21 protein-coding genes and 1 rRNA gene are annotated in these 22958 nt (G+C 70.2%); 12 read left to right on the forward strand and 10 right to left on the reverse strand.

The annotated features are described in order from the left end of the window. Positions 1–27: 27 nt before the first annotated feature. A complete protein-coding gene (gene pstB, locus AB0C62_RS28400) occupies positions 28–804 on the forward strand; it encodes a phosphate ABC transporter ATP-binding protein PstB (protein WP_164374170.1) in 777 nt (258 codons plus the stop codon). 325 nt (positions 805–1129) lie between these two features. Here pstB and AB0C62_RS28405 read toward each other — a convergent pair whose 3' ends face one another. After that, positions 1130–2128: an inorganic phosphate transporter gene (locus AB0C62_RS28405; RefSeq protein ID WP_362977852.1), complete on the reverse strand. Its 999-nt coding sequence runs from the start codon at positions 2126–2128 to the stop codon at positions 1130–1132. A gap of 7 nt (positions 2129–2135) precedes the next feature. Further along, complete coding sequence (locus tag AB0C62_RS28410) at positions 2136–2756, reverse strand: DUF47 family protein (RefSeq protein WP_081218155.1); 621 nt, start codon at positions 2754–2756, stop codon at positions 2136–2138. A 305-nt stretch (positions 2757–3061) separates the two neighbouring features. On the opposite strand from AB0C62_RS28410, the gene AB0C62_RS28415 reads away from it, so the two are divergent. Then, positions 3062–3418, forward strand: a complete 357-nt coding sequence (locus AB0C62_RS28415; RefSeq protein WP_356167481.1) for a metal-sensitive transcriptional regulator — start codon at positions 3062–3064, stop codon at positions 3416–3418. A gap of 210 nt (positions 3419–3628) precedes the next feature. Here the strand turns inward: AB0C62_RS28415 and AB0C62_RS28420 are convergent, their stop codons facing one another. Both AB0C62_RS28420 and AB0C62_RS28425 read right to left on the reverse strand, forming a co-directional pair. After that, positions 3629–3817, reverse strand: a complete 189-nt coding sequence (locus AB0C62_RS28420; protein ID WP_362977854.1) for a hypothetical protein — start codon at positions 3815–3817, stop codon at positions 3629–3631. A gap of 130 nt (positions 3818–3947) precedes the next feature. Beyond that, positions 3948–4778 carry a hypothetical protein gene (locus tag AB0C62_RS28425; protein WP_362977856.1) on the reverse strand — a complete coding sequence of 277 codons (831 nt, stop codon included), beginning with the start codon at positions 4776–4778 and terminating at the stop codon, positions 3948–3950. A 118-nt stretch (positions 4779–4896) separates the two neighbouring features. On the opposite strand from AB0C62_RS28425, the gene AB0C62_RS28430 reads away from it, so the two are divergent. After that, the gene (locus tag AB0C62_RS28430) at positions 4897–5067 is read left to right on the forward strand and encodes a hypothetical protein (RefSeq protein ID WP_179165265.1); all 171 of its coding nucleotides are present in this window, start codon (positions 4897–4899) and stop codon (positions 5065–5067) included. Between the two features lie 195 nt (positions 5068–5262). Beyond that, a complete protein-coding gene (locus tag AB0C62_RS28435) occupies positions 5263–6837 on the forward strand; it encodes an FAD-binding oxidoreductase (protein ID WP_362977858.1) in 1575 nt (524 codons plus the stop codon). Positions 6838–6907: 70 nt separating this feature from the next. On the opposite strand, the gene AB0C62_RS28440 is transcribed toward AB0C62_RS28435, so the two are convergent. The 3 genes from AB0C62_RS28440 to AB0C62_RS28450 all read right to left on the reverse strand — a co-directional run bounded on the left by AB0C62_RS28440 (position 6908) and on the right by AB0C62_RS28450 (position 9700). Further along, positions 6908–7609, reverse strand: coding sequence for a phosphatase PAP2 family protein (locus tag AB0C62_RS28440; RefSeq protein ID WP_362977860.1), 702 nt, complete (start codon positions 7607–7609; stop codon positions 6908–6910). 196 nt (positions 7610–7805) lie between these two features. Further along, positions 7806–8813, reverse strand: a complete 1008-nt coding sequence (locus AB0C62_RS28445) for a bifunctional lytic transglycosylase/C40 family peptidase (RefSeq protein WP_362977862.1) — start codon at positions 8811–8813, stop codon at positions 7806–7808. 104 nt (positions 8814–8917) lie between these two features. Further along, on the reverse strand, positions 8918–9700 hold the full coding sequence (locus AB0C62_RS28450) for a trypsin-like serine protease (protein ID WP_362977864.1): 783 nt from the start codon (positions 9698–9700) through the stop codon (positions 8918–8920). A gap of 293 nt (positions 9701–9993) precedes the next feature. Here AB0C62_RS28450 and AB0C62_RS28455 point away from each other — a divergent pair, with 293 nt between their 5' ends. The 7 genes from AB0C62_RS28455 (at position 9994) to AB0C62_RS28485 (ending at position 18091) form a co-directional block, all read left to right on the forward strand. Further along, the gene (locus AB0C62_RS28455; RefSeq protein WP_362977866.1) at positions 9994–10254 is read left to right on the forward strand and encodes a DUF397 domain-containing protein; all 261 of its coding nucleotides are present in this window, start codon (positions 9994–9996) and stop codon (positions 10252–10254) included. A gap of 436 nt (positions 10255–10690) precedes the next feature. Further along, positions 10691–10999, forward strand: coding sequence for a hypothetical protein (locus AB0C62_RS28460; RefSeq protein ID WP_037622434.1), 309 nt, complete (start codon positions 10691–10693; stop codon positions 10997–10999). A 209-nt stretch (positions 11000–11208) separates the two neighbouring features. Further along, positions 11209–12060: a hypothetical protein gene (locus AB0C62_RS28465; protein ID WP_362977868.1), complete on the forward strand. Its 852-nt coding sequence runs from the start codon at positions 11209–11211 to the stop codon at positions 12058–12060. Beyond that, positions 12050–13381 (forward strand): hypothetical protein, encoded by a 1332-nt coding sequence (locus tag AB0C62_RS28470; protein ID WP_362977870.1) that lies wholly within the window; start codon positions 12050–12052, stop codon positions 13379–13381. The genes AB0C62_RS28465 and AB0C62_RS28470 overlap by 11 nt, the downstream gene beginning before the upstream one ends. Continuing rightward, a complete protein-coding gene (locus AB0C62_RS28475; RefSeq protein WP_362977872.1) occupies positions 13378–14937 on the forward strand; it encodes an SCO6880 family protein in 1560 nt (519 codons plus the stop codon). The genes AB0C62_RS28470 and AB0C62_RS28475 overlap by 4 nt, the downstream gene beginning before the upstream one ends. A gap of 14 nt (positions 14938–14951) precedes the next feature. Next, positions 14952–16379 (forward strand): ATP-binding protein, encoded by a 1428-nt coding sequence (locus AB0C62_RS28480; RefSeq protein ID WP_362977874.1) that lies wholly within the window; start codon positions 14952–14954, stop codon positions 16377–16379. Positions 16380–16390: 11 nt separating this feature from the next. After that, entirely contained in the window at positions 16391–18091 is a 1701-nt protein-coding gene (locus AB0C62_RS28485) for a type VI secretion protein (protein WP_362977876.1), read from the forward strand. Between the two features lie 26 nt (positions 18092–18117). Here AB0C62_RS28485 and AB0C62_RS28490 read toward each other — a convergent pair whose 3' ends face one another. Together AB0C62_RS28490 and AB0C62_RS28495 are read right to left on the reverse strand one after the other, a co-directional pair. Continuing rightward, entirely contained in the window at positions 18118–20988 is a 2871-nt protein-coding gene (locus AB0C62_RS28490) for an NACHT domain-containing protein (protein ID WP_362977878.1), read from the reverse strand. A gap of 74 nt (positions 20989–21062) precedes the next feature. Beyond that, positions 21063–21617, reverse strand: a complete 555-nt coding sequence (locus AB0C62_RS28495) for a GNAT family N-acetyltransferase (RefSeq protein ID WP_362977880.1) — start codon at positions 21615–21617, stop codon at positions 21063–21065. Positions 21618–21768: 151 nt separating this feature from the next. Between AB0C62_RS28495 and AB0C62_RS28500 the strand changes: the two genes are divergently transcribed. After that, on the forward strand, positions 21769–22530 hold the full coding sequence (locus AB0C62_RS28500) for a CDP-alcohol phosphatidyltransferase family protein (protein WP_362977882.1): 762 nt from the start codon (positions 21769–21771) through the stop codon (positions 22528–22530). A gap of 151 nt (positions 22531–22681) precedes the next feature. On the opposite strand, the gene rrf is transcribed toward AB0C62_RS28500, so the two are convergent. Next, positions 22682–22798, reverse strand: a 5S ribosomal RNA gene (rrf, locus tag AB0C62_RS28505). Positions 22799–22958: the final 160 nt, after the last annotated feature.

Raw genomic sequence — 22958 nt, forward strand, 5'->3', positions numbered from 1 at the left:
CCTTTGCGAAAGAAGCAGTGAACTGACATGGCCAAGCGAATCGACGTAAGCGGTCTGACCGCCTACTACAGCGCCCACAAGGCGATCGAAGACATCTCCATGACGGTCGAGCCCCGCTCGGTGACGGCCTTCATCGGCCCCTCCGGCTGCGGCAAGTCGACCTTCCTGCGCACCCTGAACCGCATGCACGAGGTCACCCCCGGTGGCCGCGTCGAGGGCAAGGTCCTCCTCGACGACGAGGACCTGTACGGCAGCTCGATCGACCCGGTCGCCGTGCGCCGCACCATCGGCATGGTGTTCCAGCGCCCCAACCCCTTCCCCACGATGTCGATCTTCGACAACGTGGCGGCGGGCCTGAAGCTCAACGGCTCCTACAAGAAGTCCGAGCTGAGCGACGTCGTCGAGAAGTCCCTCAAGGGCGCGAACCTCTGGAACGAGGTCAAGGACCGGCTGAACAAGCCCGGCTCCGGTCTGTCCGGCGGTCAGCAGCAGCGACTGTGCATCGCGCGGGCGATCGCGGTGGAGCCGCAGGTCCTCCTCATGGACGAGCCCTGCTCGGCCCTGGACCCGATCTCCACCCTCGCCATCGAGGACCTGATCGGTGAGCTGAAGGAGCGCTTCACGATCGTCATCGTGACGCACAACATGCAGCAGGCCGCCCGCGTCTCCGACCGCACGGCGTTCTTCAACCTGTCCGCGGTGGGCCAGCCCGGCCGCCTCATCGAGATAGACGACACGGAGCGGATCTTCTCCAACCCGTCCGTCCAGGCCACGGAGGACTACATCTCCGGTCGCTTCGGCTAGACCGGATCTCCTCCTCGAACCCCTCGCGGTGCTGCATGGCGGTGCCACCGCGAGGACGAAAAGGGCCCGCCCCCGACACCCGGGGGCGGGCCCACTCGTTTGCGTCCTTCAGTCTCCGGCGGGCCGGGGGCTTCAGGGGAACTTCAGCCCGTCCGGCGTTGAGGACGAGGCCGTCCATGCCGAAGGGGGGTCCGGGGGCGCAGCCCCCGGGGACGGGAAGGGAAGGGGCGGAGGGGGCGAAACCAAAAGGCCCGGCCCCCGGAGGAAACCCCCGGACGACCGGACCCTGGACCCTGGAACAGAGGAACGGGAACGAGCGGCCCCGCTAGAGAACCGCGACGTTCACGATCCAGAAGCTCACAGCGGCCACGAGCGCGGCCGCCGGCATGGTGATGAACCAGCCGAGGACGATGTTCTTGGCGACACCCCACCGCACGGCCTTCACCCGCTTCGTGGCCCCCACACCCATGATCGCGGACGTGATGACATGCGTCGTGGAGATCGGCGCCTTGAAGATGTAGGCCGTGGCGAACATGATCGACGCACCGGTCGTCTCCGCGGCGAACCCCTGCGGCGGATCGAGCTCGATGATCTTCCGCCCGAGCGTCCGCATGATGCGCCAGCCACCCGCGTACGTCCCCAGCGACAGCATCATCGCGCAGACGAGCTTCACCCAGACCGGGATCGGGTCGCCGGGACCCTGCACATCGGCGATGACCAGGGCCATCACGACGATACCCATCGTCTTCTGGGCGTCCTGAAGACCGTGCCCGAGGGCCATGCCGGCCGCCGAGACGGTCTGCGCGATACGGAAGCCGCGCTTGGCCTTGTGCGGGTTGGAGCGCCGGAACAGCCACATGATCGCGGCCATCACCAGATAGCCGACGAGCAGGCCGACCACCGGCGAGAGGAACATCGGAATGATGATCTTGTCGAGCACGCCGTCCCAGTAGACCGTCGTACCGCCGGCCAGCGCCGCGCCGACCATGCCGCCGAACAGGGCGTGCGAGGACGACGAGGGCAGACCGAAGTACCAGGTGACCAGGTTCCAGGTGATCGCGCCGATGAGCGCGGCGAAGAGGATGCCCATCCCCTTCGACCCCTGGGGCGTCTCGATCAGCCCCTCACTGACGGTCTTGGCGACCCCGCTGCCGAGGAACGCACCGGCGAGGTTCATCACCGCGGCCATGGCGAGCGCGGCCCGTGGCGTCAGGGCACGCGTGGACACGGACGTGGCGATGGCGTTCGCCGAGTCGTGAAAACCGTTCGTGTACGTGAATCCGAGCGCGACCCCGATGGTCACGATCAAAGCGAAGGTGTCCATGAACGGGTCAGGACTCCTTGACGGCGATGGTCTCCACCGTGTTCGCCACGTGCTCGAACGCGTCGGCCGCTTCCTCCAGCACGTCCACGATCTGCTTGAGCTTCAGCACCTCGATGGCGTCGTACTTGCCGTTGAAGAGGTGGGCCAGCAGCTTGCGGTGGATCTGGTCGGCCTGGTTCTCCAGACGGTTGACCTCGATCCAGTACTCGGTGAGGTTGTCCATGGTCCGCAGGTTCGGCATGGCCTCCGCGGTCAGTTCCGCGGCCCTCGCCAGCACCTCGATCTGCTGCTCGACACCCTTGGGCAGCTCCTCGACCTGGTACAGGACGACCAGGTCGACGGCCTCCTCCATGAAGTCCATGATGTCGTCGAGGCAGGAGGCCAGGTTGTAGATGTCCTCGCGGTCGAACGGCGTGATGAACGAGGAGTTCAGCTGGTGGAAGATCGCGTGTGTCGCATCGTCACCGGCGTGTTCGGCGGCCCGCATACGCTCTGCGATCTCGGCCCGGGCGGAGGTGTCCGCTCCGAGCAGTTCCATCAGGAGTTTCGAGCCCGTGACGATGTTGTCCGCGGATGCGGAGAACATGTCGTAGAAGCTCGTCTCCCTGGGGGTCAGACGAAAGCGCACGTTGGGGTCCTCGGGGTGCTTCGGTTCGGTCAGGCTGATGCTAGGCGCATCATCCGGCCACGGCTAATGGGCCGTCCCCCAGTGTCGCCCATCGGGCAGTGTGATCAGCACAGGGTCCGGTACCGGCTTCTGGCAAGGGCCCTATACCCGGCAAAGTTCGATACCATATACCCACTAGGGGTATACGTACAGGGCTTAACAGACGAGATTCGGCCAGGTTCCCCGGCCGGATCACGACCGGCATCCGGGACAGTCCCCGGGCAGGCCCCTGACAAAACCGCCGAGCGGATCAACAGGAGGACGCGATGACGACCACCGAGGCCGGCGCGACCGCGCCCTCCGGCGACGGACACGAGGTCGTGACCGATCACGACCGCGGCGTCCACGGCTACCACCAGCAGAAAGACGAGCACCTGAAGCGGCTGCGCCGGATCGAGGGCCAGATCCGCGGGCTCCAGCGGATGGTCGACGAGGACGTCTACTGCATCGACATACTCACCCAGGTCTCGGCCTCGACGAAGGCCCTGCAGTCCTTCGCCCTCCAGCTCCTGGAGGAGCACCTGCGGCACTGCGTCGCGGACGCGGCTCTCAAGGGCGGCGACGAGATCGACGCCAAGGTCGAGGAAGCGACGAAGGCGATCGGCCGCCTGCTCCGCACCTGAGAGATGTGACGCACGCGACGCGGGGGACGTATGTGACATCCCCGACTCTTGTGACGTTCCGGACCCGGACCGGGACACAGAGTCGACGCGACACCGGGACGCCGCGTCCGGAACGCCGTGCAACAAGTCGGGGACGCCGGGACCGGAACGCCGGGCGACGGGACGGATCAGGACGCCCGCTCCGCGGCACCCCGCCCTCAGAGCCGGGCGCTAGTCCCCCGCGCCGCGCGGACGGGCGCGTTCTTCGGCCACTTTCAGCACCTCGTCGATGCTCTCCAGGCTCAGCCGGTCCTCGTCGGCGGCCGAGGCCGCGATGATCAGGTCACCGCACAACTCGATCTCGGCGAGGGCCACGTGGTCCTGAACTGCCGTACCGCCGACCGGAGCCACGTGCGTCACCTCTTCCTGCCGTCACCGGCTTCCTAGAGTAGGGAGCGGCCTACACACCGCGCATGGCACGGAAGGGCCATTTCCGGCCCTCCGGTGAAGCTACGGCTCCGGATGCTCTTGCCCATTCCACCGGAACCCACTACTCCGCGATCTTCCCGGCGTAGATGTCCGCGGAATCCGGCAGCCGTACGTCCGCGGCGGCGCCGAAGGCGTACAGCAGGGTCGTCGAGGCGACGTCGACGGTGCCCTTCTTCTGGTCGTTGACGAAGCTGAACCGGTGCCGGACCTTGCGCAGCCGCCCCTGGTCGTCGAGGTAGGCGTCGAACGGCACCGCGGTGGTGGCGAACCCTTTCGCCGCCGCGTTGAGCGCGGGCCGCTGCCCGGTCGAGGCGCCCCGCGCGGCCACCAGGAGGTCGGCGGTCCCGCGGTAGTGCCGCACCGAGGTGCCGGCCACCTCGGTCCGCCCCACGTACGTCGCCGTGCGCGCGCCGCGCAGCAGCTCGGCCGCGGCGTACGGGTCGGTGGCTCCGCCGGTGACCAGGTTCCCGTCCGAGAGACCGGCGGTGTCGACCCGGACCCACTTGTCGGCGGGCACACCGGCGCCCCGGTTCTTCATGAACAGCGCACCCGGGGCGAGCAGCTCGGTGATCGGCCGGTGCTCGTCGGCCCCGGCGGGGTCCTGCGGCAGCAGCACCTTCAGCCGCCCGGTCTGCTTGCGGAAGTCGTAGACACCCTGCCCGCGGATGGTGACCCGGGTACCGCCGGTCGCCATCTCCATGGACGTGGTGGCCTTGGCGCTGCCCGCTCGCTCCAGCGCGCCGGCCGCCTGGCGCAGCGTCCCGACGGTGTCGGCCCCGGAGCCGACGTCCTCGGCGGCGGCCCCGCCGCCCGAGCACCCGGTGCCGCAGACCATGAGTCCCGCCATGACGAGCGCCATCGCGGTCGCCCGTCCCTCCTGCTGCGCCACCATCGTCCGCCGACCCCCAGCCGGTCCGTCCCGGGCCTCCCTGTCGTCCCGCTTAACGACGGGTGCGGGCGGCCGTCACGCGGCAGGAGTCCGTTCACTTGCCTTGGGTAACGTTGTCGGTGTGGAGCAGCAGGACATCACCGACCCGGTATCAGAGCACCGCGCGACCACCGTCGAGCAAGGTCCCTTCTGTCTGGCCCGCTGCACCTGCGGCTGGCGGGGCCCGGCCCGCCGCGCGAGAAGCCAGGCCCGCGCGGACGGCGCGGCCCACGCGACGGGCGACACCCCCTGAGGAACGCTCGTCCTCCCCTGCCCCGCCTCCCTCTCCTTTTCGTACCTTTCCCTCCCCTTTCGCGGCCACCCCGCCGTTCCCGTGGCGGTGCGCGCGTGCTGGGATGCGGGAGCTGTAGCGGTTTCGCGACGTTCGGACGTGGAACCTGCGGGCCCGGGGGCCCGTCTCGTTCCACGGAACCCAGGGGAGGCGCACATGCAACGGCGTACGTTCATCGGCGGTACCACGGCCGTCCTCGCGGCGGCGGCGACGTCCGCGTGCAACGGCACGGACAGCGGCGGTGCTTCGGGTGCCTCCGGCACGGCGGGGAGCACCGCGGCGGACGCCTCAGGCATACGCTCGGCGGCCGCGGGCAGCCGCGCGGCCGCCAACTGGACAGCCCTCTCCCACGCCCTGGACGGCGCCCTCGTGCGCCCGGGCGACCGCAGCTGGTCGGCAGCGCACCAGCTGTACAACACGCGCTTCGACGGCCTGAAGCCCGCCGCCGTCGCCTATGTCGCGCACGCCGACGACATACGCACGACGATGGACTACGCCCGTGCCCACGGCGTCAAGGTGTCGATACGCAACGGCGGCCACTCGTACGCCGGTTGGTCCTCGGGAGACGGCCGCCTGATCATCGACGTCTCCAAGCTGAACAAGATCCGCGCCTCGGCGAACGAGGCCGTCGTCGGCGCCGGCTCGAAGCTGATCGACGTCTACCGGACGCTGGCCGCGAAGGGCGTCACCATCCCCGCGGGTTCCTGCCCCACCGTGGGCGTCTCCGGTCTGACGCTGGGCGGCGGCCACGGCGTGGTGTCACGGGCGTACGGACTGACCTGCGACAGCCTCACGCGGGCGACGCTGATCACCGCCGACGGCAAGCAGCTGACCGCCGACTCCTCCACGAACAAGGACCTGTTCTGGGCGCTGCGCGGCGCGGGCAACGGCAACTTCGGCGTCGTCACCGAGCTGCGCTTCAAGACCCACCCGGCGCCGCAGGGCGTCTCCGCGTACATGACCTGGCCGTGGGCGAAGGCCGCCGCCGTGGTGAAGGCCTGGCAGGAGTGGGGCCCGGACCAGCCGGACGAGATCTGGTCGTCGTGCCATCTCGCGAGCGCGTCCGGCGGCAGCCCGACCGTCTCGGTCGCCGCCTTCTCCCTCGGCACCTACGGCGAGCTCCAGAACGCCGTAGACAAGCTGGCCGACCGCATCGGCTCCCCCGCGCGGAGCGTCTCCCTCAAGCGGCGTTCGTACGAGGAGTCGATGGAGGTGTACGCGGGCTGCTCGTCCTTCTCGGCGGACGCCCAGTGCCATCTGCCGGGCTCGACGCCGGGCCGCGTCGCGCAGGGCGCCCTCGGACGCGAGACGTACGCGGCCCGTTCGGACTTCTTCGACCGGTCGATCTCCGCGGCCGGCATCCAGACGCTGCTGAGCCAGATCTCCGCGGTCCGCGGCGGGGCGGGCAGCATCGCGCTCACGGCGCTCGGCGGCGCGGTCAACCGGGTGTCGCCCACCGCGACGGCGTTCGTGCACCGTCGCTCCCGGATGCTCGCGCAGTACATCGTGTCGTGGCAGGCGGGCACGTCCGGCACCACCGCCCAGTCCTGGCTGACCGGCGCCCACCACGCGATGGCCCGGCACGCCTCGGGCGCGGCCTACCAGAACTACACCGACGCGACGCTGACGGACTGGCGCAAGGCCTACTACGGGGACGCGGCGACCCGCCTCAAGACGCTGAAGCACCGTTACGACCCGGACCGCTTCTTCTCGTTCCCACAGGCGCTGTAGCCGGCGGCCGTGGCGGGTGCCCCGGCCGCGGGCGCCCGCCCGTCACCGGTGCGGGCGCCCGATCGGACGGTCAGGCCGCGAGGTCCCGCTCCTCGGAGTGCTCGGTGCGCGCCCCGGGGATGAGCGTCTCCTGCCCGGCGGGAGCCGCGTTCCGCGCGCGGATCAGCCGTCCCGCGCGCGGGGACCGCTCCACGGCCTTCATGACCGGGGTCAGCAGGGCCATGGCGAGCGGCGACAGCAGCAGGGCGACCGCGGTGCCGAGGGCGAATCCGCCGATGACGTCCGTCGGGTAGTGCACGCCCATGTAGACGCGGCAGAACCCTTCGAGGAGCGCGAGCCCTATACCGGCGAGGCCGATCCTGCGGTGGGCGACGAAGAGCCCGACGCCCATCGCCATGGTGAGCGTCGCGTGGTCGCTGACGAAGGAGAAGTCGGTCTTGCCGCCGATCAGGACGTCGAGGCCCTGGTGGTCGACGAAGGGCCGCGGCCGCTCCACGAAACCCCGTATCGGAACGTTCACGAGGACGGCGATGCCGGCCGCGAGGGGGGCCCAGACGAGTGCGGCCACGGAGGACGCTGCGTCGGTTCCGCCCCGGCGCCGGACGGTCCACCAGCAGCCGACGACCAGGAGGACCATCGCGAACAGGAGACCCCACTCACCGACGAACTCCATGATGCGGTCGAACCAGTGCGGCGCGTCCTTGGCCAGGCCATTGATGTCGTACAGCAGGTCGACGTCGGGGTTCGAACCGGATTCGGCGAGTCCAGCCATGGTGCTGCGGCCCCTTCGTCGTCTTTCCCACGGTCGCGCCTTCTCGCGCGCCGCTCGATCCACCCCCGTGGTCGTAGAACAAGGTCTCTACGTGGAATAGGAACGCACAGTTCCCTGCGGTGGGTTCCGCACTCCACGGAACGATCACGCAGACGTTATCGAAGAGAGACACATCGCCGCAGCTCAGGGGGTGGGTTCAGATCGAAGTGGGCAATGCTTTCGCGCCATCTTCCGTCACTCGGGTGGCCCCGAAGTAGTCGGGGGTGTCGATGGGGTCGAAGCGGATGACGGCACCCGTGCGGGGTGCGTCGATCATGTAGCCGCCGCCCACGTAGATCCCCACGTGCCGGATGGCACGGGAGTTGGTGAGGTCGTCCGAGAAGAACACCAGGTCCCCCGGCAGGAGTTCGGACCTCTTGGGGTGCGCTCCCGCGTTGTACTGGTCGTTGGCGACCCGCGGCAGAGTGATCCCGGCGCTCTCGTAGGAGGCCTTGGTGAGACCCGAGCAGTCGAAGCGTCCGCCCTGGTCAGCAGTACCGGTGCCACCCCACAGGTAGGGCGTGCCGAGCTTCTTCTGCGCGTAGGTGATCGCGGTCGCGGCCTGCTTCGAGGGGTCCACGCGGGTCACCGGAGCGGCGAAGCTCTTCGACAGCGTGGTGATCGTCTTCACATAGTTCTGGGTCTCTTTGTACGGCGGTACACCCTTGTACTTGATGACCGCGTACGCGCCCGCGTTGTAGGCGGCGAGCATGTTCTCGGTGACGTTTCCGGGCGCGTTCTTCACATAGGAGGCGAGCTGGCAGTCGTACGAGGCCGCCGACGGAATCGCGTCATTCGGGTCCCACACGTCGCGGTCGCCGTCGCCGTCGCCGTCCACTCCGTGCGTGGCCCAGGTTCCCGGGATGAATTGCGCTATCCCTTCGGCCTTCGCTGGACTCTTCGCGTTCGGGTTGAATCCGCTCTCCTGGTACAGCTGAGCGGCCAGCAGCGCCGGATTGATCGCTCCGCAGAGATTGCCCCACTTCTGCACGAGGGGCTGGTACGCGGCGGGCACGGCGCCCTTGGCGAGTCCGACGGCGCCGCCGCCGATGCCGTTGGCGAGGTTCCCGGCGACCATGTAGACGCCGACGACGAGCAGCATCACGAAGCTGATCCCCGTGCCGATGGCAAGGGTCGCCACGATCCACGCCTTACGCACCGTCAACCGCCCCTCACCGCACAGGAGTCCGCCGACGTCAGTGTAGAGGCGGGCTCCGTGCGCGGGGGAGATCGCGCACAGGCGGCAGGCGAGGTTCCGCCGGACAGTCCCTAACCGGCCAGTCCGGCCTCGCGGTAGAGGTCGGCGGCCTCGGTGCCGAACACGGCGCTGTACGAGATGTCGTCGGTCTTCCCGCCCTGCTCGTGGCCGCCGATCACACCGACGACGGCGCCGTCCCCGTTCACCCAGGGGCTGCCGCTGGTCCCACCGGGGAAGTCGGGGCACGCGATGCGCTGCTGCGTGCGGCTCTGCGCGGTGGGCTTGTCGGTGCACGTGATGGCGGTGTCGGCGGAGCTGGGGTATCCGGTCACGGTGACGGCGGTGGCCCCGGTGGCGCGGTGCGCGGCGAAGACGTTGGCGCCGCCGACGGCGTCCTCGGCCTTCTTGCCGTCCCGTTCACCGAGGACCGCGAAGGCTATGTCGCTGTCCTCGCCCTGCCCGTCCTTCCACCCGTCGGGCAGGAACACGCGCCGGACGTCCCAGAACCCGTACGGCGCGCCGCCGTCCCGGTACCCGGGCGCGAAGGACATCGGCCGGCCCCCGTCCAGACAGTGGGCCGCGGTGAGGAGGAGGTCGCGCCCCGCGCTGTGCACGACGGAGGCGGTGCAGAAGTGCCCGCCAGCGCCCGTGCTCGCGGCGTCCCCGTGGAACAGGGCGCCGACGCGGGCCGTCCGGGCGTTCACGGCGGCCTGGACGGTCACGCCGAACGGTCCCGGCCCGTCGTCGGCCGCCGCCACCGACGAGGACGTCACGGCCAGCAGCACGACCGCCGCGCCGAGCAGCGCGGGCCGCCGCCGGGCTCCGGGGAAAGGGGTGACGCGGGTGCGCTTCATCGCCTCTCACCTTGCCCCGAGCGGGTGAGCAAAACCTTGGACGAGTCCGAGTATCGCCTGAGACCTCCCGTGCCGCCCGTCCAGACCCCGAGGGCCCTGCGGCCCCGGGCCCGGCAGGGCGGCCGGCCGGGTGACAGCCCCTTCCGGACAGGCCCGGACGAGCTGTGGTCCGCGCGCCACGAGGGCCCCGGGCCGGGGATACGGTGGCCGCGGAAGTCTCCGATCACGGACCCGGGGTCCGGACGCGGCGAGGCAGGGGCCTCCTTCCACCTGGCCGGAGAGGAACACCACCGTTGACCGACATCCCCCCGGGCCTCGACTGGGTGCGGGCCGCGCCCAAGGGCGTGACCGGACCCGGCCCCTGGATCGAGCTCGCCTTCGGCACGGACGGCCTGGTCCACCTCCGGGAGACCGGCGACCCGGAGAACGTCGTCACCACCACCCGCAGGAAGTGGGACGCGTTCGTGCTGGGCGTCCGGGCGGGCGAGTTCGACCACTTCGTGGCGGGGGCCGACGACGAGCGGCCCCCGGCTCCCGCGGAGGACCGCCCCTGAGGTGAGGTGCCGAGCGCCGAGCCGTCACCGATGATCACACCGATACGGCATGCGCGCGTACCCCCACGACCGCACGGGGGGATAGCCTGGAGGCGACGGACCGTCATGAGCGGTACGGGGGCGCCGTGTCGGCCGGCAGCGGTTCGCGCGAGCGCCGTAGAAGGGGACAACGACGGAACCACACGACAGGTTTCGCTCGCACTTCATTGCCCGGCGTGACCGGCCGTGATACACAGAGTGACGATACGACTCTTCGTATACCGCCGTACGCCTCCCGAAAGGGTCCCCGCGCACGCCGGTGACAAGGGATTCGTACGAAACCCGCCAACCAATGACGTCAAGTCGACATACGAAGGCGTCTTTGTCGGCGAGAATGGGCCCGACCTCTGCGCAGTGGCAGGGGGTGCAGAACTACCCACTAGGGGCGGTGACTTACATGCTTTTCGCAGCCGACAAGGGCGACATCAACACGATCATCGGCGGGATCGCCCCGGACTGGGGCCCCTTCGGCAGCCTGGGCAACGAAGCCAAGGTGATGGTCGAGGTGGTGATGGCGGTCGCCATCCTGCTGTGCCTGGGCATCGCGATCTGGGGTGCGGCCAAGCAGCGCATCGGCGCGACCGCCCTCCGCGACACCTTCAGCGCCGAACAGGGCAAGGGCCTCATCATCGCCGGGCTCACGGGAGTCTTCATCATCGGTTCCCTCGGCACGCTCTTCACCATCGTGTACGGCATGGCCGTGTAGCCCGGCCGGACCGCGCCGCAGCCGGCGCACCGTCAGTCCCCGGCCGGGCGTGCCCGGACACCCCGTCCTCCGACCCACCCGTCCGTCGTGCCCACCGGCTGAGGTTGCGTTTCCCTGATGTCGAGTCACCACACCGCGCCCGCGCGGGAACCAGCACGGCTACCGTCGTACTACGTGGTTCAGCGAGAGGTTGAGGGGGCGTACGCGGCATGAGTCTCGGAGACGAACCCGGGTACGGCGACGCCTCGCGCGGCGAGGACGGGGGGTACGGCGGCTCCGGCCAGACCCGCACCCGCCTCCCCGACCGCCAGGGCGACGTCTACGGCGGCGCGCGACGGGGCCGCGGATCCTCCTCCCGGAGCCTGATCACGGTCGTCGGCGTCGTCGTCCTCCTGATCGCCGCGATCGCCTTCGCGAACCGCGGCGACGACTCGCCCTCGGCGGGCGACACGGGCGGCGACAAGGCGAAGACGTCCCCGACGTCCGCCTCCGGCGACCACCCCGTGAACACCAGGTCCGCCGGCATCCCCTCGGGCTTCCCCCACACGGGAGAGGGCGCCCAGAGCGCGGCGGCGAACTACGCGGTGGCGTTGGGGTCGACGGCCATGTTCAACACGGCCGCACGGCACGACATCGTCAACGCCATCTACACGTCCGCCGCCGCCGTCCAGCTCCAGAGCCCGATGGACCAGGCATACTCCGCGGACTTCCTCGGCAAGCTGGGGCTCGATGCCGACGGCAATCCGCCCAAGGGCAGCACGTTCGTCTCGCGCACGATCCCGGTGGGCACCAAGACCGAGCAGTACGGCGGCGCCGGCGCCAAGGTGTCCGTCTGGTACATGGGCCTCATCGGCATGTCGGGCCAGACGTCGACCGATCCGGTCAGTTCCACCTGGAAGACGTGGACCTTCGAGCTCCAGTGGGACAACAGCGACTGGAAGATCGTGACGGACTCCCAGAAGGACGGGCCCGCCCCGGTCCCCGGCGACGACAAGGCCGCCACCTCCGACGAGATCAGCAAGGCCATCGAGGAGTACGGAGGGTTCACGTATGCCCGGTAGCCGAAGCGGCGTGCTCAAACTCGCCACCGTCGTCACCGCCGTACAGAGCACGGCCGTCCTGCTCGCCACTCGCGCCTCCGCGGCCCCGACGCCGAGTCCGACACCGTCCAAGGATCCGTGCGGTCTCCTGATCGGCCCCGCCAAGCAGTACTGCGAGAGCGACAAGGGCGGCGGCGGCAAGGGCGGCCTCACCAGTGACCCCGGGGGGCTCGGGTCGACCCTCGACCCCCTCTCCTCCCTGGCGAAGGGCTGCGCCGACGCCGCCTCCTGGACCGTCGACAAACTCTCCGCCGCCGTGAACGACACCGCCAACGTCGACTTCACGAACCCCAAGTTCCTCCAGCAGTACGCCGTCGTCTTCGCGGCGTCCACGATCCTGACCCTGCTGCTGTGGCTGCTGGCCGTGGCCAAGCGGGCCGTCCGGGGTGTCCCCCTCGGCACGGCCCTGTCCGAGGCGATCGGGTTCCTCTGGCTGACCGTGCTGGCGTCGGCGTTCACCCCGCTGATCCTCTACACGGTCGTCTCGGCGACGGACGGCGTCACGGAGGTGCTCGCCAAGACCACGGGCAACCAGACGGACGCGTTCTTCGGGACGTTCTCCGGCGCCCTCGGCAAGGGCGAGAACATCGGCGGCGGCCCGATCATGCTGATCGTCGTCTCGCTGGTCTCGATCCTGGCCGCCGGAGTCCTCTGGCTGGAGCTGGTGATCCGGGCCGCCCTGCTCTACGTCGGCGCCCTGCTCGGCACCGTCGTCTACGCGGGCCTCGTCGACAAGAACCTGTGGGGCCACGTCCGCCGCTGGGCGGGCATCATGATCGCGGTGATCCTGGTGAAACCGGTCATCGTGATCGTGCTCGGCCTCGCCGGCGCCCTCAGCTCCGACAGCGGCCCCGACGCGTTCTCCGCCGTCGTGTCCGGCCTCGCCATCATCCTGCTGGCCATCTTCGCCAGCGCGATGATCTACCGCTTCGTACCGGGCTTCGGCGACGAACTCGCCGGCTCCCGCAACAACCGCATCATGCAGGGCGCCGAGGGCAAGGCGGCCGCCGTCATCAGCTCCCCGGCGACCATGGTCGCGCAGGGCATCAAGACCCACAGCACCCGCGCGGACAACAACGGCGGCGGAGGCGGAGGCAGCCAGCCCCGTCCCGCCAACCCCGTGTCCGGTGGTGTGGCCGCGCACAGCAGTCGTACGCCGAACGGAGGCGGCGGATCTGTCCCCTCCGCCGCACCCCCACCGCGTAGCAGCCCGGTCAACACCCCGCACGCGAGCAACACCCGCAACAGCAGCACCAACAGCACGGGAGGTGAAGGGCGTTGACGACCGAGTCCCACGTGTCCCACGTGGTCACGCCCCGCCGTACATATCTGATCGGCCGCGCCCGGCCGAACGCGATCGTCGGCCGCAACCGCGAGTCCGGCGAGATCGCGCTCATCATCGCGGGCGCGTTCCTCGGCATGATGTGCGGCCTGCTCGTCCCGGTCCTGTCCCTGCGGATCGTGCTGCTCATGGGCTTCCCGCTGCTCGCGCTGGCCGCGGTGTACATCCCGTACAAGCGCCGCACGTTCTACAAGTGGTTCGAGATCAACCGCAGCTACAAGCGGAGCCTGCGCAAGGGCACCGCGTACCGCAGCCAGGTGATGGAGGCCGGAGTCCGCGTCGACGGCAAGGAGGTCGAGATCGGCCCGCCGCCCGGCATCGGCCGGATCTCCTGGCTCGCCGCCCCCTTCGGTCCCGACGAGATCGCCGTGCTGCTGCACGCCGACCGCCGCACCGTCACGGCAGCCATCGAGATCGAGGGACCCGGCGTCGGCCTGCGCGACAGCGAGGACCAGGAGGCCCTCGTCGACCGCTTCGGCACGCTGCTCAAGCACGTGGCGAACGGCGACGGCTTCGTCACGCGCCTCCAGATGCTCGCCCGCACCCTCCCCGCCGACCCGGACGCCCACGCCAAGGACGTCTCCGTACGCGGTGACGAGCGGGCGCCCGGCTGGCTCCAGCAGTCCTACGACCAGCTCCAGTCGATGGTGTCCACCAGCAGCGAGCAGCACCGCGCCTACCTCGTCGCGTGCATGCACTACTCGCGCGAACTGGCCTCCGAGGCGCAGGCCATGGCACGCGCCGCCCGGCCGCAGGGCGGGCGCAAGCTCGACCGGGACGCCGGACTCGCCGTCGTCATGGCGCGCGAGCTGACCGACATCTGCTCCCGGCTCCAGGAAGCCGACATCCGCGTACGGCAGCCGCTCGGTCAGGGGCGGCTCGCCTCCCTCGTGCACTCGATGTACGACCCGGACCACCCGATCGACCACATCCAGGCCATGACCAAGCGCAACGCCTGGCCGGCCGAGCTGGACGCCATGGAGCCGACGTACCTCCAGGCGAAGACCCGCGAGTCCTCCACCCGCGCGCCCTGGTGCCACTCCACGGCCTGGGTGAAGGAGTGGCCGATGACCCCCGTGGGCGTCAACTTCCTCGCCCCGCTGCTCGTCCACACCCCGGACGTCATCCGCACGGTCTCCGTGACGATGGACCTCGAACCCACCGAGATCGCCATCGAGCGCATGCTGACCGAGAAGACGAACGACGACGCCGAGGCCAGCCGCGCCGCCAAGATGAACCGCACCGTCGACCCCCGCGACATCGCCTCGCACAACCGCCTCGACCAGCGCGGCGAGGACCTCGCGAGCGGCGCCGCGGGTGTCAACCTCGTCGGCTACATCACCGTGTCCTCGCGCAACCCCGAGGCGCTCGCGCGCGACAAGCGCACCATCCGCGCCTCGGCCGGCAAGTCGTACCTGAAGCTGGAGTGGTGCGACCGCGAGCACCACCGCGCCTTCGTCAACACACTGCCGTTCGCCACCGGAATCCGCAGGTAGGGGCTGATGCACTGATGCGGGATCCGCTGTCCATCGCTACCGACGCCTTCACGTCCTTCCTCTTCGGCAAGGTCGAGACGACCCGGCTCCCCGTCCGCACCTCCACGGGACAGGCCCAGGCCGTCTACCTCCCGACCGCCGCACCCGGCCTCGGTGACTCGGGCGTCATCATCGGCCGCGAGGTGTACTCCGGGAAGGGCTACATCTACGACCCCTTCCAGCTGTACGGGCAGCAGTTGCCCGCCCCGCACTGGCTGGTCCTCGGCGAGTCCGGCAACGGCAAGTCGGCCCTGGAGAAGACGTACGTCCTGCGCCAGCTGCGCTTCCGCGACCGCCAGGTCGTCGTCCTCGACGCCCAGGGCGAGGACGGCGTCGGCGAGTGGAACCTCATCGCGGAGGAGCTGGGGATAACCCCCATCCGGCTCGACCCGACGGCCGCCCTCGACATGGGCATCCGGCTCAACCCGCTCGACCCCGCGATCACGACGACGGGCCAGCTGGCACTGCTGCGCACCATCATCGAGGTCGCCATGGGTCACGGCCTCGACGAGCGGTCGGGCTTCGCCCTGAAGGTCGCGCACGCCTACGTCAACGAGACGATCGTCGAGCGCCAGCCCGTCCTCACCGACATCGTGGAGATGCTGCGCCACCCCGAACCGGAGTCGGCCGAGGCGATGAACGTCGCCATAGACGACGTACGGGCCTGGGGTCTGGACGTCGCGCTGGTCCTCGACCGGCTCGTCGACGGTGACCTGCGGGGCATGTTCGACGGTCCGACGACGGTGGGCATCGACCTGGACGCCCCCCTGATCGTCTTCGACCTGTCGCACATCGACCGGAACTCCATCGCCATGCCGATCCTGATGGCGATCGTCGGCGTGTGGCTGGAGCACACCTGGATCCGGCCCGACCGCAAGAAGCGCATCTTCCTGGTGGAGGAGGCGTGGCACATCATCAACAGCCCCTTCGTGGCCCAACTCTTCCAGCGGCTCCTGAAGTTCGGACGACGCCTCGGCCTGTCCTTCGTGGCGGTGGTCCACCACCTCTCCGACGTCGTCGACGGGGCGGCGGCGAAGGAGGCCGCCGCGATCCTGAAGATGGCGTCGACCAGAACGATCTACGCCCAGAAGGCCGACGAGGCCCGGGCGACGGGACGGGTCCTCGGCCTGCCCCGCTGGGCGGTCGAGATCATCCCGACGCTCACTCCGGGCATCGCGGTCTGGGACGTCAACGGCAACGTCCAGGTGGTCAAGCACCTCATCACCGAGACCGAGCGCCCCCTGGTCTTCACCGACCGGGCCATGACCGAGTCCTCGGCCGACCTTCTCCTCTCCGACGACGCGATGCGCGCCGCCGAACTGGAGGCGGAGGAACGGGCGGCGGCCTTCATGGAGCAGCACCTCAGTGACCTCGACGACTCCTCCGAGTCCACGGTGGCGTGAGGCGGCGTGAGATGAGACCGGACGACCGGCACGGCCCCCGTCGCGAGGGGGACGGCGGCATCCCCGACGGCCTGCTGATCGGGGTGCTCGGCTTCCTCCTCGGCATGACCCTGATGGTGTGGACGGCCACGGGCCTCGCGGGCCTGTTCTCCCGCGGCGCCTGGCCGGACGCGGTCACCTTCCCGCGTACGCCGCTGGCCATGCGGCACCTGATCGGCGCGCCGCACGACCTGCCGGGCGCCTGGTCCGACACCCCCGCCGCCCAGCTGTCCGGCTACGGGCTCTTCTGGGGCCTGTTCATCGGCCAGTTGATGGTCCTGCTGGTCCTCACCGTGTTCGTGATGGGGACAGTGGCCCGGTGGCGCGCGGGCCGGGCCCGACGACGCGCCGAAGCCGTGGCGTCCGCGGGCGCGATCGGCCCGGTGGTGCCGTCGGCCAGAATCGAACAGCAGGCGTGGGCGGAGCAGCAGCCCCCGGTCGCCGCGCAGTATCCCGGCCCGGCGCAGCCGACGGCCGCGCAGCCGCCGGCGACGGCCCACACGCCCGCCCTGGCCGCCGAGGACGGCCGGACGGCGGATCGGTCCGGCCAGCGGACGGGCGCCGCCCAAGCGGGCGTACAGACAGGCGCACAGCCGGCCGGGCAGACGTTCGCCGCCTCGGGTGCGAACGCGGGCGCCTGGGCCGCCACGGCGGCGACCATGTGGGCGGGCGGCCGGGAGGCGGCGCCCACCGACGGCACGGCACCCCTCACCACGACGCCGGCCCAGCCGAAGCAGGCCTGGGAGAACACCCACGCGGTGGTCCTGGCCGCGGCCGAGGCCCGGCGGCCCACCGCCGCCCAGGCCGTGCGCGACGCCGAGGGTCCCGCCCTCGTCGTCACCTCCGACCCGCGGATCTGGTCGGAGACCAAGGACGCCCGCGCCAAACTGGGCCCCGTCCTCCTCTACGACCCCACGCACCTGTGCGACACCCCGGCCCGCCTCCACTGGTCCCCCGCGGCCGGCTGCCAGGACAGGGAGACGGCGGCGGCCCGCGCGAGCGCCCTCCTCGCCGCCGTACGGCCCACCGCCAAGGTCGACCAGGCGATGGCCGACGTCGCCGAGACGCTCCTGCGCAGCTACCTGCACGCCGCCGCCGTCGAGGGCAAGGCCTTCCGCCACGTGCACCGCTGGGCCCAGGGCACACAGGTCCAGGACGCCGTACGGGCCTTGCGGACGAACCCCAAGGCCGCGTCCGGCGCCGCCGGCGAACTCGAGGCCGCGCTCACCTCGCACCCCGAACGCCGCGACATCGCACAGGAGTTGACGGCCCGGGCGCTCTCGTCGCTCGGCACGGTCAACATCCGGGAATCCTGCACCCCGAACCGAACTGACAGCCTCACCCTGGATTCTTTCGTGGACGAAGGGGGCACGCTCTATGTGGTCGGTGAACCGATCGAGGACCCCAAGGCGAACCCCGGCGCCATGCCGCTCCTGACGGCCCTCGCCTCAAGCGTGGTCGAGCGTGGCCGGCGCATGGCCGAACGGTCATCCTCCGGTCGGCTCGACCCACCACTCACCCTCGTCCTCGACGACGTGGCGGCCGTCGCCCCGCTCCCCCAGCTGCCGGACCTCCTCACCACAGGCCCGGCCCGCGGCCTCCCGACCCTGGCCCTCCTCCGCTCCCGCGAACAACTCCGTTCGCGCTGGCCGTCGTACGAGCTGCCGGACTGAACCGCGGGCGGCGCCGGGCCCGCCCGTCACCCGTCGAGGGTCAGGACGACGGAGCGCGACAGCGCGTCGGCGCCGCGGATCCGCTCCCCCTCCACCGTGATGGTGAGTTCACGCAGGTCGGCCAGTTCGGCGAGCGGGGCGACGTCGATATCGACGTCCACCGTCAGGGCACCGCTCACCCGACAGACGACCAGTCCGGGAAAGGCCGCGGGCAGTCGGTCGAGCGCCGCCTGCACCGCCCGCTCGCCCTCCCACGACACGAGGTACAGGTGGGTGACGCTCCCCAGCACCGCGCCGGACGGGAGTGCTTCCACCGAGGCGGCCGTCGTCCTGAGTTCGGTGATCCGGGCCAGGGTGCCGGTCCCGGCCCTGCCGCACAGGAACTCCAGGTCGCTCACGCCGAGCTGGGGCAGGCTCAGCCGGCGGGCAGGGTGGTGGGCCAGGTACGACGTCAGCGCCTCCCCGGACACCCCGGCCCTGACGTCCAGTGCGTCCGGCCGCAGCCCGAGCCGCCGGAGGTGACCGAGCTGCTCGTCGTTCTTCACGGTGAACATGAGGTCGTCCGGATCCAGTCGCGCGATGATCTCGTCGGCGTACTGCTCACTGTCGAAGCGGGACCAGGACCACACGAGTTGAGCTCGCACCGCAACGAAGGGATGGTCGACGAACCGGGCGAGAAAGGGGACGGCGGCGTCGGAGGCGACACGCGACGCCGCGATGACCGTATGGAAGGCGCCCAGGTCGTCCACGTCCTCGGGGCCGGGCAGCAGGCGCAGGATCAGCGGCCCGGCTTCGGCCAGAGTCCGGGCCTCCTCCTCGTCGCCCGGAGGGATGAGGGTGGCCGTGGCCCGTTCCACGGCCTCCCGCACGGCCGGGCTCAGCGACGTGGCGTGCTCGAGACAGGCCGCCGCGAGCAGACGGATACGCGCCCGCACCCTGGGGTCCGCGCCCCGATCAGCTCGCGCCAACAGCTCCCGGAAGATCGTCTCGCGCTCCCGCGGGCGGGCGAGCGCGACGGCCATCCGGATCACGTCCTCCCACTGGTCGTCGTCCGCGTGCTCGACCAGCAGCCCGAAGTCGCCCTCCTCCACGGCCGCCCGGGCACCGAGGAAGTCCTGGAAGGTGCGGTGGATGAAGTCCACGGAATCGGGAGCGGGTTCACGGAGCAGGCCGCTGCGCTGGAGGAGATGGTCGAAGACAGCCGGAGCCTCCCCCAGCTCGGCGACCTCGGGAATCGCCGGAAGGACCCGGGCGACGATGGTCTCGGCCCGTGAACGGTCCATCTCCGTACGGCCGTTCTTGATCAGCCAGTACGCGAGCAACTGGAGCACCTCCCGTTGCGGCTCCTCCCGCAGGGCCGGGATCGCCATGTCCCGCTCCCGGTCGCGGCGGCTGAGCAGCATCGACAGCGCGGCCTCGTAGAGGTCCTTGCGCCCGTGCGGCAGGGAGCCCCGCCGGTCGCGATGAAGGGCGCAGATCAGCCCGCACATCAGGGGGTTGGCGGCCAGCCTCCCGAGGTCCGGCTGCGTCCGTACGGCGGTGCGGAGTTGGGACGCGTACCGGGCCAGCTCGCCGCCGTCGTCCGTACCCGTCCGCGCGGCCGCGTGCCAGCGCTCGATGAACGTCGCGATGTCGGCCGGCCCGAGCACGGAGAGCGTCAGCTCGGCGAACCCGTCCTCGATCAGCCAGTCATGGCCCACGGCCGAGGGGCGGGAGGTGACCAGCCAGCGGTTCTGCCCGTCGTACGTGTCGATCAGATCCCGCAGCCACCTGCGGGTCCGCTCGCGCTCGGGCTCGGGGACCTCGTCGATCCCGTCGACGAGGATCAGCCCGCGTCCGGCGAGGAGCACCCGGTCCTCCCACCCGTCGGGCTGCCCGCCGGCCAGCGGGCAGCCCGACGCCGCGAGCAGGTCGCGGGGGTTGGGCAGCCGTTCGCCGTGGCGGGTGAGGGTACGGAGCGGGAGGACGAACGGCACCCGGTCGTCCAGGTACTCCAGCCGGTCGGACAACTCCCCCCGGGCGGCCATGACGGCCAGCCACTGCACGAGCGTGCTCTTCCCGGAACCGGCCTCACCCCGCAGCAGTACCCGCCGGTTGGAGGCGAGGACCTGGTCGGCGGGTTCGGTCCCGTCGGCGAGCGCCCACTGATAGGCCTGTCCGGTCTCCCCCCGGGACGCCGGACTCGGCACCCGACGGGTCGTCTCCAGGTTCAGGTACGCCACGTCCAGCGGCCACCGCGTGGGCGAGCTGCTCAGGTCGATCCCGTGAATGGTGAGCTTCCCGTGCTTCTTGCGCAGATGCTCCAGATACCGCCGCTCGAAGGCGGCGTCCTCACCGCCCGGCAGGGGGCTGCGCCGCACCAACTCGTCGACCTTGCAGATGAGTTCGTCGAGGCCCCGGGCCTGCTCCACCAGAGCGTGCGCGACGAAGGTCGACCGTTGCGTGAAGAACTGCAGGATGTGCAGACAGGCGGCGTCGACCAGACGCTCGTAGAAGTACGTTCCCTCGGAACTCAGATGCCGCTCGGGCCGGTCACCGGCCCGCCGCAGCTCCCGCGCGAACTCCTGATGCCCCAGCCGTACGGCGTCGAGATCGGTGAGGGTGAGGTCGCCGAGTGCGTGGAGCGTGGCGCCCAGTGCGTCGACGACGGCCTGTTCCTCGTCGGCGGCGATCGGCCGTTCACCGCTCCGCAGTCCCTGCCGGACCAGCTTCGCGGCGAGTTCCCGGACGTCCGCCTCCGTGAGGGAGCGCTTCTCTCCCGTGAAGGAGACGTACCCGGAGATGCGGATCGGCCGGTCGACGAGACCGGCGCCGGATCCCTCGGCGACGAACAGCTTCTTCACGAGGGAGCCCACGGCGGCCGAGGCCAACCTCGTTCCGACGGCGGCGAGTTCCACGTGTGCTCCCCCGAGACGACTGCGATCCTCCCGGGGATCCTAGGCCGCGCCGCCGGACGGCGGAGATCGCTCCGTCATTCGCCCCGGGTGATCACGAACTCCAGCTCCAGCTCCCCGGTGTCCCCGGGCATCGGCACGGTGTTCCCCGTGGGACGGAAACCGGCCTTCCGGTAGAACGCCTCCGCCCGGCTGTTCTTCTCGTGGACGAAGAGCCGTACGCGCTCCAGTCCGATCCCCCAGGACCACACGAGAGCGGCGTCGAAGAGCGCCCGGGTCACCCCGGCCGCGCTTCCCCGGTGCTCGGGCCGCACGAAGACCCCCACCAGATGCCCCTGGCTCTGCTCGATGACCTGCCCGAACGGGTCCACCGACCCGGCCTCCTCGACCAGCACGGTCACGGACCCGCCCCACGTGCCGTCCTCGCCGACCGCGACGAACTGCTGCCGCGACTCGACGCCCACGGCAGCCCCGGCCGCCCGCTCCTTCCAGAAGCCGTCGGCCTTGGCGGACGCGTCCTCGTAGGTCTCCAGGAACGCGAGGTGAGCGACGGGGTCCCGGAGCGCGTCCAGCCTCAGCTCCTTCACCTGACGCCACTCGTCGGGCCATATGGAACGGATCACGTGGTTCATGAGGGTCACGGTAGTACGGGCCCGCACCGGCGCTCACCCGGATATCCACCCTGCCGAACGCCGCCGGCCCACCCCCCGTCATGCTCTTCCCTTGTACGACAGTTCCAGCCAACAACCGCTACAGCACCGGCTCGTCAGGGAGAAACACCGCATGGCCAAGGTCCAACTCGAGGAACTCCGCACCGTCATTCATCCCGAGGGCAAGCTGGACAGCAGGGCCGAACACTGGGCCGGCCGCCTCTACATGAGGTCCCTGTCCCTCCGCGTGACCCTCCGGCTCGTCGACGCCCGTATCTCGCCGAACCAGATCACGGTGATCATGGTGGCCGCGGGTGTCCTCTCCGGAGTCGCCCTGATCCTGCCGGGCCTCGGCGGGGCGGTCCTCTCCGTCCTGTTCATGCAGCTGTATCTGCTGCTCGACTGCGTGGACGGTGAAGTGGCCCGCTGGCGGCGCCAGTTCAGCCCGCTCGGCGTCTACCTGGACCGCCTCGGCGCCTATCTCGCCGACGCCGCCGTCATGGTCGGCATGGGCATCCGTGCCGCCCAGCTCGGTCTCGACCCCTACCTGGTGGCGGGGCTCGCGGCGGCCATCGGCGTCCTGCTGCTGAAGTCGTCCTCGGACCTCGTGCACGTCGCCCGCTCCGACAGCGGCATGCAGAAGGCGACCGACCAGTCCGTCGTCCCGCGCTCCAGCGGCCTCGCCAACATCCGCCGGCTCGCCTCGGCCGTCGGCCTGCACCGCCTGGTCAACGGCATCGAGTGCACCCTTCTGCTGCTCGTCACCGCGGTCATCGACCTGGCTCTCGGCGACCTGACCGCCACCCGCGTCGCCACGATCGCCGTGACGGCGATCGTCTGGCTCCTGGTGCCGGCCCACATCGTCTCGATCGTCGCGTCGTCCCGCCTGAAGTAGCCGGAAAACAGGAAAGGGGGGCGGTCTCCATACGGAGACCGCCCCCCTTTCTTCTTCCTATTCGAGTCTCCAACGGCCGCAACAGAAAAGCCCTCGGAACGCAGAAAACCCCCGTACCGGTATCCCCGGTACGGGGGTTTTCTCAAAAATTGTTCGGCGGCGTCCTACTCTCCCACAGGGTCCCCCCTGCAGTACCATCGGCGCTGTGAGGCTTAGCTTCCGGGTTCGGAATGTAACCGGGCGTTTCCCTCACGCTATGACCACCGAAACACTATGAAACTGTCAACCGGAGCCGTGGCATAGCTACGACGGTTGTTCGTGGTTTCAGAACCAACACAGTGGACGCGAGCAACTGAGGACAAGCCCTCGGCCTATTAGTACCAGTCACCTCCAGCGGTTACCCGCCTTCCAGATCTGGCCTATCAACC

Source organism: Streptomyces sp. NPDC048643 (assembly GCF_040650615.1).
Taxonomy (GTDB): Bacteria; Actinomycetota; Actinomycetes; order Streptomycetales; family Streptomycetaceae; genus Streptomyces.

Bases quoted from the DNA above. Each gene is read 5' to 3' on its own strand.
- pstB (WP_164374170.1), top strand. From the start codon at position 28: ATGGCCAAGCGAATCGACGTAAGCGGTCTGACCGCCTACTACAGCGCC.
- AB0C62_RS28405 (WP_362977852.1), bottom strand. From the start codon at position 2,128: ATGGACACCTTCGCTTTGATCGTGACCATCGGGGTCGCGCTCGGATTC.
- AB0C62_RS28415 (WP_356167481.1), top strand. From the start codon at position 3,062: ATGACGACCACCGAGGCCGGCGCGACCGCGCCCTCCGGCGACGGACAC.
- AB0C62_RS28425 (WP_362977856.1), bottom strand. From the start codon at position 4,778: ATGGTGGCGCAGCAGGAGGGACGGGCGACCGCGATGGCGCTCGTCATG.
- AB0C62_RS28435 (WP_362977858.1), top strand. From the start codon at position 5,263: ATGCAACGGCGTACGTTCATCGGCGGTACCACGGCCGTCCTCGCGGCG.
- AB0C62_RS28440 (WP_362977860.1), bottom strand. From the start codon at position 7,609: ATGGCTGGACTCGCCGAATCCGGTTCGAACCCCGACGTCGACCTGCTG.
- AB0C62_RS28450 (WP_362977864.1), bottom strand. From the start codon at position 9,700: ATGAAGCGCACCCGCGTCACCCCTTTCCCCGGAGCCCGGCGGCGGCCC.
- AB0C62_RS28460 (WP_037622434.1), top strand. From the start codon at position 10,691: ATGCTTTTCGCAGCCGACAAGGGCGACATCAACACGATCATCGGCGGG.
- AB0C62_RS28465 (WP_362977868.1), top strand. From the start codon at position 11,209: ATGAGTCTCGGAGACGAACCCGGGTACGGCGACGCCTCGCGCGGCGAG.
- AB0C62_RS28470 (WP_362977870.1), top strand. From the start codon at position 12,050: ATGCCCGGTAGCCGAAGCGGCGTGCTCAAACTCGCCACCGTCGTCACC.
- AB0C62_RS28480 (WP_362977874.1), top strand. From the start codon at position 14,952: ATGCGGGATCCGCTGTCCATCGCTACCGACGCCTTCACGTCCTTCCTC.
- AB0C62_RS28485 (WP_362977876.1), top strand. From the start codon at position 16,391: ATGAGACCGGACGACCGGCACGGCCCCCGTCGCGAGGGGGACGGCGGC.
- AB0C62_RS28495 (WP_362977880.1), bottom strand. From the start codon at position 21,617: ATGAACCACGTGATCCGTTCCATATGGCCCGACGAGTGGCGTCAGGTG.
- AB0C62_RS28500 (WP_362977882.1), top strand. From the start codon at position 21,769: ATGGCCAAGGTCCAACTCGAGGAACTCCGCACCGTCATTCATCCCGAG.